Annotated in this window: 15 protein-coding genes; 10 read left to right on the top strand and 5 right to left on the bottom strand. The window is 73.1% G+C overall.

What is annotated here, in order from left to right; genetic code table 11:
• Window positions 1-148: 148 nt before the first annotated feature.
• Window positions 149-1,228 carry a septation protein SepH gene (gene sepH, locus ACZ34W_RS37330; protein WP_352294203.1) on the bottom strand — a complete coding sequence of 360 codons (1,080 nt, stop codon included), beginning with the start codon at window positions 1,226-1,228 and terminating at the stop codon, window positions 149-151.
• A gap of 516 nt (window positions 1,229-1,744) precedes the next feature.
• Here sepH and ACZ34W_RS37335 point away from each other — a divergent pair.
• Window positions 1,745-2,635, top strand: coding sequence for a hypothetical protein (locus ACZ34W_RS37335; protein ID WP_465610770.1), 891 nt, complete (start codon window positions 1,745-1,747; stop codon window positions 2,633-2,635).
• 6 nt (window positions 2,636-2,641) lie between these two features.
• On the opposite strand, the gene ACZ34W_RS37340 is transcribed toward ACZ34W_RS37335, so the two are convergent.
• Together ACZ34W_RS37340 and ACZ34W_RS37345 are read right to left on the bottom strand one after the other, a co-directional pair.
• Window positions 2,642-3,964 (bottom strand): D-arabinono-1,4-lactone oxidase, encoded by a 1,323-nt coding sequence (locus tag ACZ34W_RS37340; RefSeq protein ID WP_465610772.1) that lies wholly within the window; start codon window positions 3,962-3,964, stop codon window positions 2,642-2,644.
• Window positions 3,965-4,078: 114 nt separating this feature from the next.
• Window positions 4,079-5,335, bottom strand: a complete 1,257-nt coding sequence (locus ACZ34W_RS37345; RefSeq protein WP_329489893.1) for an MFS transporter — start codon at window positions 5,333-5,335, stop codon at window positions 4,079-4,081.
• A 127-nt stretch (window positions 5,336-5,462) separates the two neighbouring features.
• On the opposite strand from ACZ34W_RS37345, the gene ACZ34W_RS37350 reads away from it, so the two are divergent.
• Both ACZ34W_RS37350 and ACZ34W_RS37355 read left to right on the top strand, forming a co-directional pair.
• On the top strand, window positions 5,463-6,605 hold the full coding sequence (locus ACZ34W_RS37350; protein WP_465610774.1) for a ferrochelatase: 1,143 nt from the start codon (window positions 5,463-5,465) through the stop codon (window positions 6,603-6,605).
• 20 nt (window positions 6,606-6,625) lie between these two features.
• Window positions 6,626-7,450, top strand: coding sequence for an inositol monophosphatase family protein (locus ACZ34W_RS37355; RefSeq protein WP_465610776.1), 825 nt, complete (start codon window positions 6,626-6,628; stop codon window positions 7,448-7,450).
• A gap of 168 nt (window positions 7,451-7,618) precedes the next feature.
• Here the strand turns inward: ACZ34W_RS37355 and ACZ34W_RS37360 are convergent, their stop codons facing one another.
• Window positions 7,619-7,804 (bottom strand): hypothetical protein, encoded by a 186-nt coding sequence (locus ACZ34W_RS37360; protein WP_329489896.1) that lies wholly within the window; start codon window positions 7,802-7,804, stop codon window positions 7,619-7,621.
• A 464-nt stretch (window positions 7,805-8,268) separates the two neighbouring features.
• On the opposite strand from ACZ34W_RS37360, the gene ACZ34W_RS37365 reads away from it, so the two are divergent.
• From ACZ34W_RS37365 to ACZ34W_RS37380, 4 genes are all read left to right on the top strand, one after another.
• Window positions 8,269-8,922, top strand: coding sequence for a response regulator transcription factor (locus tag ACZ34W_RS37365; RefSeq protein WP_329489897.1), 654 nt, complete (start codon window positions 8,269-8,271; stop codon window positions 8,920-8,922).
• 75 nt (window positions 8,923-8,997) lie between these two features.
• Complete coding sequence (locus tag ACZ34W_RS37370; protein ID WP_380388621.1) at window positions 8,998-10,311, top strand: sensor histidine kinase; 1,314 nt, start codon at window positions 8,998-9,000, stop codon at window positions 10,309-10,311.
• Window positions 10,312-10,566: 255 nt separating this feature from the next.
• On the top strand, window positions 10,567-11,550 hold the full coding sequence (locus ACZ34W_RS37375) for an acyl-ACP desaturase (protein WP_329489898.1): 984 nt from the start codon (window positions 10,567-10,569) through the stop codon (window positions 11,548-11,550).
• 503 nt (window positions 11,551-12,053) lie between these two features.
• Window positions 12,054-12,353 carry a DUF4193 domain-containing protein gene (locus tag ACZ34W_RS37380; protein ID WP_073924890.1) on the top strand — a complete coding sequence of 100 codons (300 nt, stop codon included), beginning with the start codon at window positions 12,054-12,056 and terminating at the stop codon, window positions 12,351-12,353.
• Between the two features lie 276 nt (window positions 12,354-12,629).
• Here the strand turns inward: ACZ34W_RS37380 and ACZ34W_RS37385 are convergent, their stop codons facing one another.
• Entirely contained in the window at window positions 12,630-13,079 is a 450-nt protein-coding gene (locus tag ACZ34W_RS37385; RefSeq protein ID WP_329489899.1) for a DUF3093 domain-containing protein, read from the bottom strand.
• Window positions 13,080-13,214: 135 nt separating this feature from the next.
• Here ACZ34W_RS37385 and ACZ34W_RS37390 point away from each other — a divergent pair, with 135 nt between their 5' ends.
• The 3 genes from ACZ34W_RS37390 (at window position 13,215) to ACZ34W_RS37400 (ending at window position 15,133) form a co-directional block, all read left to right on the top strand.
• Window positions 13,215-13,793, top strand: a complete 579-nt coding sequence (locus tag ACZ34W_RS37390; RefSeq protein ID WP_465610782.1) for a PaaI family thioesterase — start codon at window positions 13,215-13,217, stop codon at window positions 13,791-13,793.
• Window positions 13,790-14,257 carry a dUTP diphosphatase gene (gene dut / locus ACZ34W_RS37395; protein WP_465610780.1) on the top strand — a complete coding sequence of 156 codons (468 nt, stop codon included), beginning with the start codon at window positions 13,790-13,792 and terminating at the stop codon, window positions 14,255-14,257. The genes ACZ34W_RS37390 and dut overlap by 4 nt, the downstream gene beginning before the upstream one ends.
• Before the next feature lie 69 nt (window positions 14,258-14,326).
• Window positions 14,327-15,133: a DUF3710 domain-containing protein gene (locus tag ACZ34W_RS37400; protein ID WP_329489901.1), complete on the top strand. Its 807-nt coding sequence runs from the start codon at window positions 14,327-14,329 to the stop codon at window positions 15,131-15,133.
• Window positions 15,134-15,299: the final 166 nt, after the last annotated feature.

The following is a 15,299-nucleotide window of genomic DNA, read 5'->3' on the forward strand; positions in this document are numbered from 1 at the left end:
CCCCTACAACACCCCCCCCACAACACCCCTCGCCCCCCCCCCCCCGCTCTTCCGATCGGGGGGGCGGTCCCCGCCCCGCCCGGCTGACAGAGGAACGGGGTGTGGGGGGGGGGGCCGCCCGCCCCCCCACCCCTCGTTCCACGTCTGCCTACTCCTGCTTCTTGCGCCGGCTGCCGAAGACGATCTCGTCCCAGCTCGGCACGGTGGCCCGGCGCCCGGGCCGGACACCGTCCGCCTCGGCCTGCCGGTCCGTGGTGCCCACCAGCCGCTCCCGGTGCGGGGCGACCGCACGCGGCATCAGGATGTCGGCGTACGCCGAGCCCGCGCCGACCGCCGGTGCGGCCGCGGCGGCGGGCTCCTCGGTCTCCTCGGCGACCTCGACGGGCGGCACCGGTTCGATCGGGGCGGGGCCGACCGCGAGGTCGCCCCGGAAGGCGGGGACCACGTCGAGCAGGCTGGTCAGCGAGTCACGGGACTCGGCGGTGGCCTCCCGGGACTCCCGCACCTCGCGGGAGGACATGATCCGGTCGGCCGAGGGCCGGTCGATCATCGGGCGGGGCGGCCGCTCCTGGGGGAGCCGCGCGATCCGCGGGATGAACGGGAAGACCGACTCCTCCTCGCGCTCGACGTTCTCGCCGATCAGCGCGCGGGCCTCGTCGTCGTTCGGCTGGACCAGGCGCCGCGGCGGGTCGTACGTCCAGGACGCGCTGCGGCCCTCGCCGTCGGCCCGGTAGTAGAGGATGACCTCCCACGTGCCGTCGTCGCGCCGCCAGGAGTCCCAGCGCTCGGTGTCCTTCTCGGCGCCGCGCAGCGCGAGCCGCTCGGCGACGGCCTCGCCCAACTGGGGGCCGGAGGACTCGCCGTGGCGGCGGATCGCGGTCTTGCGGGCCCGCTCGGCCATGAAGGCGCGCTCCGCGAGCACCGGCCCTTCGAAGCGGCGGACCCGGTCCACGGAGATGCCGGCCGCCTGCGCGACCTCCTCGGCGGAGGCACCGGCTCGTATCCGCGCCTGGATGTCCCTGGGGCGGAGGTGGCTCTCGACCTCGATCTCGATCTGGCCGAGGCGTGGACGGTCACCACGGATGGCGGCGCGCAGCCGCTCGTCGATGGGGAGGGTGTACTCCGTGCTGTCGGCGGCCTTGAGCACCAGCCGTGTGCCGTCGTTGCTGACGGCCACAACCCGCAGTTCGGGCACGGTTACCTCCCGGGTGGTGCCTGCCGACGTCACCTGCGTCGCTGCTCCCGTACTGAGTGTGGCCTGCCCGCTCGCGACTGGCCACAACCTTGCTGAGTTCCCCGGCGTGTCGGGCTTACGCCCGGTCACACCGCTGTGGCACGGTTGCCTTTTTGCCACGTCATCCGTCGACGTCGCGCCTGGGTGTCCCGGCCGTCCTCGCACGCGCAGTGACGCGACGATCCGGGACGGGCGTCGCCGTGCGTGCCTGTTCCGTGGCTCTTCGTCAATCTGCCGGTTGATAGGCAGTCGACAAGTCGACCCAAGGCTCAGGCTTTACGAACAGTACTCCATTCGTGGCATCCAAAGGGGCGGCTCGCCGCTCAAGTCTCCCGCGATTCACGGGAATCTCAAGAGCGCGCACCCCCAATGGCCGACGGCCGACCGATGCACGGTGATCATCTTCACATATATCCCCCGCACAGAACCGCATTTTCGACCCTTGTGTCCTTCTTTGGGCAAGATGGAGTGACTTGTTCGAAGACCAGTCGTACTGACCGAGGGATGTCGATGCCGGAGCAGAAGCCCGCCGAGGAGGGCGGCAAGGAAGGTCGCAGGCGAATTGACCTGAGTGTGGCTCAGGTCGCGGCGAGTGCGCTGGCCACCGTGGTGGGCGCCCTGCTCGCCTCCGAACTCGGCGTCTACGGAACCATTCTGGGCGCGGCCGTGGTCAGCGTCGGCGCGACCACCGGTGGTGCGGTGTTCCAGCACCTCTTCCGGCGCACCGGTGAGCAACTGCGCGGGGCGGTGGACCGCACCGGCCCGAGGCCGGTGGTGAACGGGCTGCGCCAAGTGCCGGATTCCGACACGCGGGCGCCGGTGATCTCCCCGGCGTGGAACGAACCCCGGGTGGTGCGGGCGCGCCGGCGCTGGACCTGGAAGTCGTACGGGGCGGTGTCCGCGTTGGTCTTCGTGTTGGCGATGATGCCGATACTCGCCTTCGAGCTGGCGACCGGGCAGCCGGTCTCGGCGACGGTGAAGGGGGAGTCGGGCAGCGGCACCTCACTGGGCGGCACGGTCGCCCCCAAGCCGGCCGACCCGCCGGCGGGCGATCACTCGGGCGGGCCGTCGGGCGGGCCGTCGCGGGGCACCGGCGGTGCTTCGCCCTCGCCGTCGGCCGGGAGTGGTGGTGCGGCCTCGGAGCCGGCGACCCCGGTCGGGAGCCCGAGTGCGGGGAGCGGCGGTACGGCCTCGCCCTCGGCGGGTCCGAGCGGGACGCCGTCCGGGTCGCCCTCCGCGGGTCCGTCCACCGGTCCGTCCGCCAGCCCGTCCGCCGGTCCGTCCGGAGGTCCGTCCGGCGGGTCGTCCGCGCCGACCGGGAGCGCGTCGAAGCCGGCCGGGTCGGCGACCCCGGCCCCGCCCGCCCCGAGCGGCGCGCCGACCGGGCCGGCCGCCGGCTGAGGGCGGTCAGGCGCCCAGGACCCGCCGCAGGTAGTCGTTGCCGAAGACCCGCCGCGGGTCGACCTCGTCGCGCAGCGCGGTGAAGTCGGCGAAGTGCGGGTAGACCTCGGCGAGGTAGCCGGCGTCGCGGGTGTGCAGCTTGCCCCAGTGCGGCCGGCCCCGGTGGGCGGTCATCAGCTTCTCCACCTCGGTGAAGTAGCCCTGCTCGGCGGTGCCCCGGTAGAGGTGGACGGCGATGTAGGCGGTGTCCCGGCCGCTCGCGGTGGAGAGCCAGAGGTCGTCGGCGGGGGCGAACCGGACCTCGACGGGGAAGCTGATCCGCCAGTCGGAGCGCTCGATCATGGCCTTGAGCTCGTGCAGCACCCCGGCCAGCTCCTCGCGCGGCACCGCGTACTCCATCTCGGTGAAGCGGACCTTGCGCGGGCTGGTGAACACCTTGTGGGCGGTGTCGGTGTAGCTGCGGTCCGACCAGGCGCGGCTGGCCAGCGAGGCGATGGTCGGGACGCTGCGGGGGAAGCGCCGGCCGACCCGGCAGGCGCCCTCCCAGACCGTGTTGGAGAGGAAGTCGTCCTCCAGCCAGCTCTTGAAGCGGGGCAGCGGGGCGGCCGGACCCTGGCTGCGGTTGTTGCGCTTGGTGGAGCAGCGGTCGGTGTGCGGGAACCAGTAGAACTCGAAGTGCTCGTTCACCGCGGTGAGGTCGTCGAGCCGGTCGAGCACCTCGTCGAAGCGCATCGGCTGCTCGTGGGCGGTGAGCAGGAAGGCCGGTTCGACGGCGAGGGTCACCGCGGTGATCACGCCGAGGGCGCCGAGGCCGAGCCGGGCGCCGTGGAAGAGCCGCGGGTCCTCGGTGGGCGAGCAGTGCCGGACGCTGCCGTCGGCGAGGACGATCTCCAGGGCGCGGATCTGGGCGGCGAGCGAGCCGGAGTCCCGGCCGGTGCCGTGGGTGCCGGTGCTGGTCGCGCCGGCCACCGTCTGCACCTCGATGTCACCCATGTTGGTGAGCGAGAGCCCGGCCGCGGCCAGCACGCGGTTGAGCCGGGCGAGCGGGAGGCCGGCCTCGACGGTGACGGTCCCGGCCTCGCGGTCGATGGCGCGGACGGCGGTCATCGCGTAGGGGCGGACCAGGACGCCGCCCTCGGCCGAGGCGATCGCGGTGAAGGAGTGGCCGGAGCCGACCGCCTTGACGCCCTGCCCCTGGTCCGCGGCCCGGGTGATCTCCTTGGCCAGTTCCTCCGCCGTGCCGGGCGTGACCACCTTGGCGGGGTGCGCGCTCTGGTTCCCGGCCCAGTTGGTCCAGCGGGTACGGGGTGCGGTACTGGCCTGGGGCATGCGGTGCCTCCTGCTCCGTGGCCGAACGGTGTCGGCGCGCTCCCGGGCGGTGGGGGCCGCCCGGGTGTCCCTACCCGCGGGTAGGACCCGCGAGTAGGCAGGAGAGTAGTCAGTTCACCGTTCGAGGTCTACGGTCTCGGCGGCCGGCTGCCCGGCTGAGGCGGCGGCCAGGCCCGTTCCGAGGCGCCGCAGGCCGACCAGGGCGGTCAGTACGCCGAACACCCCGGCGGTCACCGGCACCCAGTATCCGGCGGCGGCGCCGGAGGCGTCCACCACCCAGCCGCCGGCCGAGGAGCCGAGGGCGACGCCGAGGGCGAGCCCGGTGGTGGTCCAGGTCATGCCCTCGGTGAGCTGGGAGGCCGGGACGAGCCGTTCGACCAGGGCCATCGCGGTGATCAGGGTGGGGGAGATGGCGATGCCGGCGACCAGCAGGGCGGCGCCGACCGCGATCAGTCCGCCCACGCCCCGCACGGACTCGGCGGCCAGCAGCAGCGGCACCATGCTGACGGCCATGAACAGGACGCCGCCGAAGAACCGGGCGGCCATCGAGCCCTTGAGCCGGAGGGTGCCGAACACCACGCCGGCCAGGCAGGAGCCGAACGCCCACAGGGCCAGGATCACGCTGGCGACGGACTTGTGGCCCTGGGCCTCGGAGAAGGCGACGGTGACGACCTCGACCGAGCCGAAGATCGCCCCGGTCGCGACGAAGGTCAGGATCAGCACCTGGAGGCCGCGGTTGCGGATCACCGAGCTGCCGGCGTGCCGGGCGGCCGGGTGGACCGGGGGCTCGGTGGAGCGCTGCCCGGCGAACAGCACCACGCCGACCATGAGGAAGAGCCCGGCGAGCAGGACCCCGGCCTCCGGGAAGACGGCGGTGGCCAGGCCGATCGAGAGGATCGGGCCGACGATGAAACAGATCTCGTCGACCACGGCCTCGAAGGAGTACGCGGTGTGCAGCTTGGGCGCGTCGTCCCGGTAGAGGTGGGCCCAGCGGGCGCGGACCATCGCGCCGGTGCTCGGCATCACGCCCATCCCCGCGGCGAAGAGGAACAGCGTCCAGTCCGGTGCCTCCAGCCGGGCGCAGAGCAGCAGGCCGACGGCGGCCAGCACGGTGACCGCGGTGGCCGGCAGGACGATCCGGCGCTGTCCGTGGCGGTCCACCAGCCGGGAGACCTGCGGCCCGAGCACGGCCGCGGACACCGCCAGCGTCGCCGAGACCAGGCCCGCCACCCCGTAGGAGCCTCTCAGCTGGGAGAGCATGGTCACGATGCCGATGCCGGTCATCGAGATCGGGAGCCGGGAGACGAAGCCGGTGGTGGAAAAGGCCAGAGTGCCGGGGGCGGCGAATATCTGGCGGTAGCTGGACAGCACGGGAGCTCCGCAGGAGTAAGGAACGAGGCTGGACTACACAGCTTACGTACCTTGGCAAACCGTATTTTCCGGACACCGGTGCGATCCCGGCGTCGCGGTCCGGCCCCTCAATGGCAGGATCGGTCCCATGTCCGACGTGCGCAATCCCTCACCCACCGGGGCCGCTCCCTACGACGCCCTGCTCCTGCTCTCCTTCGGCGGGCCCGAGGCCCCCGAGGACGTCGTCCCCTTCCTGGAGAACGTCACCAGGGGACGCGGCATCCCCAAGGAGCGGCTCAAGGAGGTGGGCAAGCACTACTTCATGTTCGGCGGCGTGAGCCCGATCAACGAGCAGAACCGCGAGCTGCTCGCCGCGCTGCGCAAGGACTTCGCCGAGCACGGGCTGGACCTCCCGGTCTACTGGGGCAACCGCAACTGGGCGCCCCACCTGACCGACACCCTGCGCGAGCTCGCCGCCGACGGGCACCGCCGTGTCGCCGTCCTCGCCACCAGCGCCTACGCCGGCTACTCCGGCTGCCGCCAGTACCGGGAGAACCTCGCCGACGCGCTGGCCCGGCTCGCCGAGGAGGGGCTGTCCGGACTCCGGGTCGACAAGCTCCGGCACTTCTACAACCACCCCGGCTTCGTCGAGCCGATGATCGACGCCACGCTGGCCGCGCTGGCGCGGCTGCCCGAGGCGGTGCGGGCCGGTGCCCGGCTGGCGTTCACCACGCACTCCGTCCCCGACACCATGGCGCAGACCTCCGGCGCGCCGGACGACCCGGCCCGGGGCCGGCCGGGCGGCGCGTACGTCGCCCAGCACCTGGACGTCGCCGGGCTGATCGCGGCGGCCGTCGCCGAGCGGACCGGGGTCGCCGACCGCCCCTGGGAGCTGGTCTTCCAGAGCCGCAGCGGCGCCCCGCAGACCCCGTGGCTGGAGCCCGACATCTGCGACCACCTGGAGGCGCAGCACGCGCAGGGCGCGCCCGCCGTCGTGATGGTCCCGATCGGCTTCGTCTCCGACCACATGGAGGTCAAGTACGACCTGGACACCGAGGCGGTGGCGAAGGCCGCCGAGCTCGGCCTGCCCGTCGCCCGGGCGGCCACCGTCGGTGCCGACCCCCGGTTCACCGCCGCCGTGCGGGAACTGGTCCTGGAGCGGGCCGCCGCCGAACGCGGCGCGCCCGTGACCCGCTGCGCCCTCGGCGCGCTCGGCCCCAGCCACGACGTGTGCGCGGTGGCCTGCTGCCCGAACCCGCGCGCCCCCCGCCCGGCCGCCGCCGAGCGCTGACCCCGCACCGAGGAGACCCCGTGCCCAGCCCCGGACCCGCCGCCCCGCCCGCCGCCCTGCTGGACGAACTGCTCGACGTCGCCCTGGACGCCGCCCGCCGGGCTGGCGCCCTGCTGCGCGACAGCCGGCCCGCCGACCTGGGGGTCGCGGGCACCAAGAGCAGCCCGGTCGACGTGGTGACCGAGATGGACCTCGCCTCCGAGAAGCTCCTCCTGGAGCTGATCGCCGCCCGCCGCCCGGACGACGGCTACCTCGGCGAGGAGGGGTCCGAGCGGCCCGGCACCAGCGGGGTCCGGTGGGTCGTCGACCCGCTCGACGGCACCGTCAACTACCTCTACGGGCTGCCCTCCTGGGCCGTCAGCGTGGCCGCCGAGCTGGACGGCCGGGCGGTCGTCGGCGTGGTCCACGCCCCCGCGCGCGGGGAGCTCTTCGAGGCGGTGCTGGGCCGGGGCGCCCGGCTGGACGGCCGGCCGGTGTCGGCCCGCCCGGCCCCGCCGTGGGGGCAGGCGCTGATCGGCACCGGCTTCAACTACGTGCAGGCGGTGCGCGTCCGGCAGGCCGAGGTGCTGCTCGCGCTGATGCCGGAAGTCCGTGACATCCGGCGCGGCGGCGCCGCCGCCGTGGACCTGTGCGACGTCGCGGCCGGGCGCCTGGACGGCTACTACGAGCGCGGACTGGCCCCCTGGGACCGCGCGGCCGGCTGTCTGATCGCCACCGAGGCCGGCGCCCTGGTCGGCGGCCGCCCCGGCGAGGGGCCGGACGGCGAGCTGACCGTCGCGGCCGCGCCCGGGGTCTACGAGCCGCTCCAGGAGCGGCTGGCGCGGCTGCGCGCCTGGGCCGACTGACCCGCCCCGGCCGGGGGGCCGGGTTCCGCGGTGGTGCGGAACCCGGCCCCCCGGCCGGTGTCCGGGCAGCGAAGAGCCCTGGCATACGGGGAATGCCAGGGCTTGAGGTTTCGCACGGCCCCCACAGGGCCGCTGGTGCCGGAGTCCGGCGTCGGGTCGGCAGGTCGGTCAGGCAGCGCTGCGGTGGCGCTCCAGCACCGTGTCGACGCCGTGTTCGGCGGCGAGTCGGCGGAGGTCGTCCAGCTCGGACTGCTCCACCTCGGCGAGGAACTCGTCCCCGGCCTCGATCGCGCGGTGCAGGTCCTGCTCGGCGTTGGCTATGCGCTGCAGGATTCCGGCGGTGAAGGCGTCCATACGGGCCCCCTTACTGTGTCGGACGTGCACGTTCGTGCGTCCCCCGCCCCAGGATCGTGGTAGCCAGCGGAAGCGTCCGATCCGGTAGGTCGTGATCTCCGGTCGGGCGCGGAGACGGCCCTCGGCCGCTCCCGGTGACGCCCCAGCCCCAGGGCCGGCGCGGATGAACGCACGGCGGGTGGGTGCGATCGGCCGTCAGCCGGATCGCGGGTGTGCAGCTGTCCTCCCCAGCCCCTGGTCGGGGAAACCTCCCCGGGCGAGAAAGTTGCCCGTGTCACAGTCCAAGCGGAGTGTTCCCGGCACGAATCGGGACGGAGGCCGTCGTCGCGGCGGCGGTCGCGCCCCCGGGCGCTCCTGCCTCCGGGGCAGCTTATCGCTGCTTTACCGCACGACCAGGCAGGATGGAGGCACCGTCGGAGCCGCGCGTCCGCTTCCGGGGCCGGCCTGGAGAAGGGACAACGACCGTGCGGGTTCTCGTCGTCGAGGACGAGCAGCTGCTCGCCGAGGCCGTCGCCACCGGCTTGCGCCGCGAGGCGATGGCCGTCGACGTGGTGTACGACGGGGAGGCCGCGCTCCAGCGCATCGCGGTCAACGACTACGACGTGGTGGTGCTCGACCGGGACCTGCCACTGGTCCACGGCGACGACGTCTGCCGCAGCGTGGTCGACCAGGGCCTGGCCACCCGGGTGATCATGCTGACCGCCTCCGGCGACATCAGCGACCGGGTCGAGGGTCTGGAGATCGGTGCGGACGACTACCTCCCCAAGCCCTTCGCCTTCAGTGAACTCGTCGCCCGCGTAAGGGCGCTGGGCCGCCGCGCGACCGTCCCGCTGCCGCCGGTGCTGGAGCGCGCCGGCATCTCCGTCGACCCCGGCCGCCGCGAGGTGATCCGCGACGGGCGGCCCGTCCAGCTCGCTCCCAAGGAGTTCGCCGTCCTGGAGGTGCTGATGCGGGCCGGCGGCGCCGTGGTCTCCGCCGAGCAGCTCCTGGAGAAGGCCTGGGACGAGCACACCGACCCGTTCACCAACGTCGTGCGCGTCACCGTGATGACGCTGCGCCGCAAGCTCGGCGACCCGCCGGTGATCGTCACCGTGCCGGGCTCCGGCTACCGGATCTGACCGGCTCCGGCCGGACACCCGCGGGCCCCACCCCCACCACGCGACCGCCCCGGCGGACGCCCCGAGAGGACGATCATGACCACCCCGCCCCCGGCCGGCGGGCCCTCCGGCGCGCCCGCCGGCGGCCCGCGCGCCGTACCGCCCGGGCCCGTGCCGCCGAAGCCCGCGCACGCACCGCGGGCGCCCCTGCTCCACCACGCGTCGCGCGACACCTACGTGCCCGGCGACGGGATGCTCGCCTGGCTGCCGTTCCGCCCGACCATCCGGATCCGCCTCACCCTGCTCTACGGCGGCATGTTCCTGATGGCCGGCGTCGTCCTGCTGCTGCTGATGTACTTCTTCGTCCGGCAGGCCCTGCACGACGTCCAGCCGCCGCCCTTCCTGTTCGGCAAGGACATCACCGTCAACGGCGTGCCGATGAGCAGCGAGCAGTTCAACCAGTACCTCGCCAGCCGGCACGAGGTCGCCTCCAACGCGGCCCTCAACACGCTGCTGCGCAAGGCCCTCACGGTGCTGGTCTGCCTCGCCGTGATCGCCTTCGCCGCCGGCTACGCGATGGCCGGCCGGGTGCTGCGCCCGCTCGGGCGGATCACCCGCACCGCGCGCGAGGTGGCCTCGTCCGACCTGCACCGGCGGATCGAGCTCGACGGGCCGGACGACGAGCTCAAGGAGCTCGCCGACACCTTCGACGACATGCTCGACCGGCTGGACCGCTCCTTCGACTCCCAGCGCCGCTTCGTCGCCAACGCCTCGCACGAGCTGCGCACCCCGCTGGCGATCAACCGGACCCTGCTGGAGGTCCAGCTCTCCGACCCGGCCGCCTCGGCCGACCTCCAGCAGCTCGGCAAGACCCTGCTGGCCACCAACGAGCGCAGCGAGCAACTGGTGGAGGGCCTGCTGCTGCTCGCCCGCAGCGACAACGAGCTCACCGACCGCCGGCCGGTGGAGCTCTCCGAGGTCGCCACCCGCGCCCTGGTGCAGACCCGCGCCGAGGCCGACCGGCGCGAGGTCGAGCTGCGCGCCACCCTGAACCCGGCCGTGGTCTCCGGCAACGGCGTGCTGCTGGAGCGGATCGCGCTCAACCTGCTGCAGAACGCCGTGCGCTACAACTCCGCCGACGGCTGGGTCGAGATCGCCACCGCCGAGGTGCCCGGCGGCGGCGAGCTGGTGGTGTCCAACACCGGCCCGGTGGTCCCCGGCTACGAGCTGGAGCACATCTTCGAGCCGTTCCGCCGGGTCAAGGGCGCCGACCGCACCCGCAGCGACAAGGGTGTCGGACTCGGCCTGTCCATCGTCCGCTCGGTGGTCCGGGCGCACGGAGGCACCATCGAGGCCACCCCGCGCTCCGGTGGCGGCCTGACCATGCGGGTCCGGATCCCGGCGGCCTGAGCACCCCCACAGGCCCGTCTCGCCCCCGCTGCGCCGCCCGTCCCACCCGCGCTCCGTGCGCTGACCGATCCCGCCGCCCCCGGCAGGCCCGTCAAGACGACATAAGGCCTGGCGGGGGCGGCTTGTCATTTCCGGTCCGAGCAACTTACGGTGTCGTAACCTACGCAACCGTAAGTGCGTCCCGACTTCGGTGTCCCCGACGTGCCCGCCCAACGCGCCCGTCCCGCGCGTGCCCGTCCCCCTGGAGCAACACACGTGACCATCGCCCCCGTGCAGCGCACCGCCCCGACCGGTTCCAGCGCCTGGACCGATGCGCGGCTGATCATGGCCCTCGAAGAGGTGGTGGAGACCGAGCTCAACCGCCACCTGAAGGTCGCCAAGGACTGGATGCCCCACGAGTTCGTCCCGTGGAGCCAGGGCCGCGACTTCGACGGTGTGCTGGGCGGGGAGCCCTGGTCGCTGGAGCAGTCGCAGGTGACCCCGCTCGGCCGGGTGGCGCTGGTGGTCAACCTGCTGACCGAGGACAACCTCCCCAGCTACCACCACGAGATCGCCACCATGTTCGGCCGCGAGGGTGCCTGGGGCACCTGGGTGCACCGCTGGACGGCCGAGGAGGGCCGGCACGGCATAGCCATCCGCGACTACCTGCTCGCCACCCGGGCCGTGGACCCGAACGAGCTCGAGCGGGCCCGGATGAGCCACATGTCGGAGGGCTTCGAGTCCGACAACTCGCACAGCATGCTGCACTCGGTCGCCTACGTGGCCTTCCAGGAGCTGGCCACCCGGATCTCGCACCGCAACACCGGCCACTCCGCCGGCGACCCGCTCTGCGACCAGCTGCTCGCGAAGATCGCCAACGACGAGAACCTGCACATGGTCTTCTACCGAAACCTGCTGAAGGCCGCCCTGGAGATCGCCCCCGACCAGGCCATGCGCGCGATCGCCGACGTGGTCACCGACTTCCGGATGCCCGGCCACGGCATCCCCGGCTTCGAGCGGGCCGCCGCCCAGATCGCCATCGGCGGCGTCTACAACCTGCGCATCCACCACGACGACGTGCTGCAGCCGGTGCTGCGCCACCTCAAGGTGATGGAGGTCGGCGGCCTCGGTCCGGTCGGTCTGCGGGCCCAGGACGAGCTCGGCGTCTTCCTCGGGGGGCTGGACGCGCAGGCGACCAAGTTCGACGAGCGGCAGGCCGCCCTGCTGGCCCGCCGGGCCGCCCGCAAGGCCGCCCAGTAGCAGCCGGACACGAACCGCAGGACGCGCCGGGCCGTGGACCCGGCCGTTCCTGTTGGGTGGATTTTCCGTGGTTTGCCCCGGAAGATTCGGAACGTGAGCAAGGTCACACCGTGTCGCTCCACGGGGTGGGTCGGTCTCGGAGCGTGATCATGGTCGAGGCCACTCCGGTTGCGTTCCGTGACCGGGTTCGGGGTCGATGCGGTCCGGGCGGATCGGCCGAGAGCCCTGGTGGGCAAGGGAACGATCGAGTGGTCGCAAGGCCTCTGATGACTGAGCGTGTCCGGTGGGCGGGCCCGCCCGCCGGTCGGGGATGGCCCAGCGTGAGGCCTCCCGCGCCCGATCGGATCACTCCAACGGACCCCTGGCTGAGTGTCGATTGAGTAACAGGGCTTGAAGTAAGGCAAAATCTCCGCCTCGGGTCGGGCACAAGACCGGCCCCCCATGCGTTACGTGCGCTGGAGATACCGCACACACCGCACAACCCGGAGGGGGAGAGCGAAAACATGGCAACTGACTACGACACCCCACGCAAGACCGATGACGACCTCAACGAGGACAGCATCGAGGAACTCAAGGCCCGGCGGAACGAGAAGAGCACCAGCTCGGTCGACGTCGACGAGTTCGAAGCGGCGGAGGGCCTTGAGCTCCCCGGCGCGGACCTCTCGAACGAGGAGCTCTCGGTCCGGGTGCTGCCGCGCCAGGCCGACGAGTTCACCTGCATGAGCTGCTTCCTGGTCCACCACCGCAGCCAGCTGTACAGCGAGAAGAACGGCAACCCGATCTGCCGGGACTGCGGCGCCTGAGTATCAGGGCGGCCATGGGCCCGGGCTCGCGGAACCTCGTGAGACCGGCACACCGCCCCTTCCGGCCCCGGGCAGCGGGGCCGGACGGCAGTACCGGCGACGGCCGTCGAGGCGGGCGTACCGGCAGTACCGCGCCGATTCGTACCGGCGCGGTACCGCGCACTGCGCGGCGTGGCAGCAGCTCGTGCAGTACGGAGACATCTGGGACGGTCCCGCATCGCGGAACCGTCCCTCTCCGTTCTCCGGGCCGGATCCGGCCCGGAGAACGGAGCCGGGTCAGGCGCGGGCGCCGCGCCGGGCCTCGTCCAGCGCCTCGGCCAGCTTCATCGGCGAGCGCGTCGACAGGTAGAGGTACGGGGTCGGGTCGGCCGGGTCGCTGACCTCGACGCGCAGGGCGGTCGGGACGTAGCTGCGCAGCAGCATGAAAGCGCGCGGGTCCGACTTCGGGCCGCGCCAGGCCATCGCCTCGGCGGGGCTGAGCGGGTGCGCGGCGCCGAGCGCGTCGACCGGGATCCGGGCCTGGCCGGCCACCAGGGAACCCTGCACCACCCGGATCCGGGCGGAGCCGTAACTGCTGATCGCGGCGGCGCCGGCGGCGATCCCGACCACCAGCCCGACCAGCGCGCCCACCGCGCTGAGACGCAGCAGGATCAATGCGAGCGTGAGCCCGATCGCGACCGGGAGCAACCACCAGGAGCGCGGCACGGTGAGGCGTTCGTCGTACATGCCCCCATTGTGGTCGCCGTTACGGCCGACGGCGGACGGCACCCCCGGGCCCGGACCGGCTACCGGTCGGTAGGGTTGGGAACCGTGACCGGTTCCGTAGCCCCAGCCTCCCCGTCCGAGCGGCCGGCGCCGCCCCTGCCGCTCTCGCCCACCACGCCCCCGCCGGGCGCCGTCCTGCCCCCGCGCGCCCCCGAGGCCCCGGCCCCGGGCAGCCGGCTCGGCTCGCACTACGAGCACTGCTTCGGCTGCGGTCCGGAGCACCCGGGCGGGCTGCGGATCGACGCGGTGGCGGGCCAGGGCCTCGACGTCACCGCCGAGTTCGCCGTGCGCTCCGCCCACCAGGGCGGCCCCGGCCTGGCCCACGGCGGGCTGCTGACCACCGCGATGGACGAGACGCTCGGCACGCTGAACTGGCTGCTGCACGCCCCGGCCGTCACCGGTCGGCTGGAGACCGACTTCGTCCGCCCGGTGCCGGTCGACTCCGTGCTGCACCTGCGCGCCTGGATCACCGGCGTGCACGGCCGGAAGATCTACAGCGCCGGCGAGGCGCGGATCGGCGGGCCCGACGGCCCGGTCGCGCTCCGCGCCCAGGCACTCTTCATCCAGGTGAAGCTGGAACACTTCACCAAGCACGGTCGTCCCGAGGACATCGAGAAGGTCCTCGACGACCCTGATCTGATGAAGCGCGCCCGAGCCTTTGAGGTGAACCCTTGAGCAGCACCCCCCGTCCGCCGGTAGACGTCCTGATCAGGCGAATCGACACCGAGCTGCCGCTGCCCGCGTACGCGCAGCCCGGTGACGCGGGCGCCGATCTGCGGACCGCCGTCGACGCCGAACTGGCCCCCGGTGAGCGGATCGTCCTGCCCACCGGCATCGCCGTCGCGCTGCCGGACGGCTACGCGGCGTTCGTCCACCCGCGCTCCGGGCTCGCAGCTCGTTGCGGAGTTGCTCTGGTGAACGCCCCAGGGACGGTCGATGCCGGGTACCGTGGAGAGATCAAGGTGATCGTCGTCAACTTGGACCCGCGCGAAGCCGTCAGCTTCCGCCGAGGGGACCGGATCGCCCAGCTGGTGATCCAGCAGGTCGAGAAGGCCCGCTTCCACGAGGTGGCCGAACTGCCCGGGTCGGCACGAGCCGAGGGCGGGTTCGGGTCGACCGGCGGCCACGCCGCGGTCTAGGCTGCCCGCGGCCTCGCAGGAAGCCGAGCAGGTATTCGCATCGGTCTTGGACCGGGAAGGACAGTGACCGTGTTCCGTCGTCGCCAGAAGAGCGAGGACGCTGTCGAGCAGCTCGCCGACGACGCCATCAGCGCCGACGAGCCGGCCGATGACGTCGAAGGTTCCGCCGAGAGCGAGAACGTGACCGAACTGGACCCGGCGGAGCGGGTCGGCCTGCCGCCGGCTCCGCGTCCGGACGGTCCGTGGGACCACTCCGAGCTGGAGCAGCCGGAGGAAGGCCGGGTCGACCTCGGAGGCCTGCTGGTCCCCGGTGTCGAGGGCATGGAACTGCGCGTCGAGGTGGCCGGGGACGCGATCGTGGCCGCGACGCTGGTCCTCGGCAACAGCGCCATCCAGCTCCAGGCCTTCGCGGCTCCCAAGTCCGAGGGCATCTGGGGCGAGGTCCGTGAGGAGATCGCCAACGGCATCACCTCGCAGGGCGGCCTCATCGAGGAGGAGGAGGGCCCGCTCGGCTGGCACCTCCGGGCCCAGGTCCCCGTGCAGCTGCCGGACGGCACGCAGGGTGTCCAGCTGGTGCGCTTCGTCGGCTGCGACGGGCCCCGCTGGTTCCTGCGCGGTGTGATCTCGGGCCAGGCCGCGGTGCAGCCGGAGATGGCCGGGATCCTGGAGCAGGTCTTCCAGCAGACCGTCGTCGTCCGTGGCGAGACCCCGATGGCGCCGCGCGACCCGATCGTGCTGAAGCTTCCCGAGGACGCGCAGATGGTGGCCGACGGTGGCGGGGCAGCCGCCGCTGCCGGAGAGAGCGACAGCAACCGCTTCGGCGGCGCCGCGCTCGACCCGTTCGCCCGCGGCCCGGAGATCACCGAGGTCCGCTGAGCAGGCGCTGAGCCGGCGCCGAGCCGGCCGACCGCTCTTCGATCGCCCCCGCCCGGATGCCCGGACGGGGGCGATTTGCATGTGGCGGGCCGGTCCCCGTACAGTTCCGGAGTCGCACCGAGAGGGGCGACGGAATGCGAATCCGATGAATGAAACTCCGGAAAAC

It is taken from the genome of Kitasatospora sp. NPDC022856 (assembly GCF_055561235.1).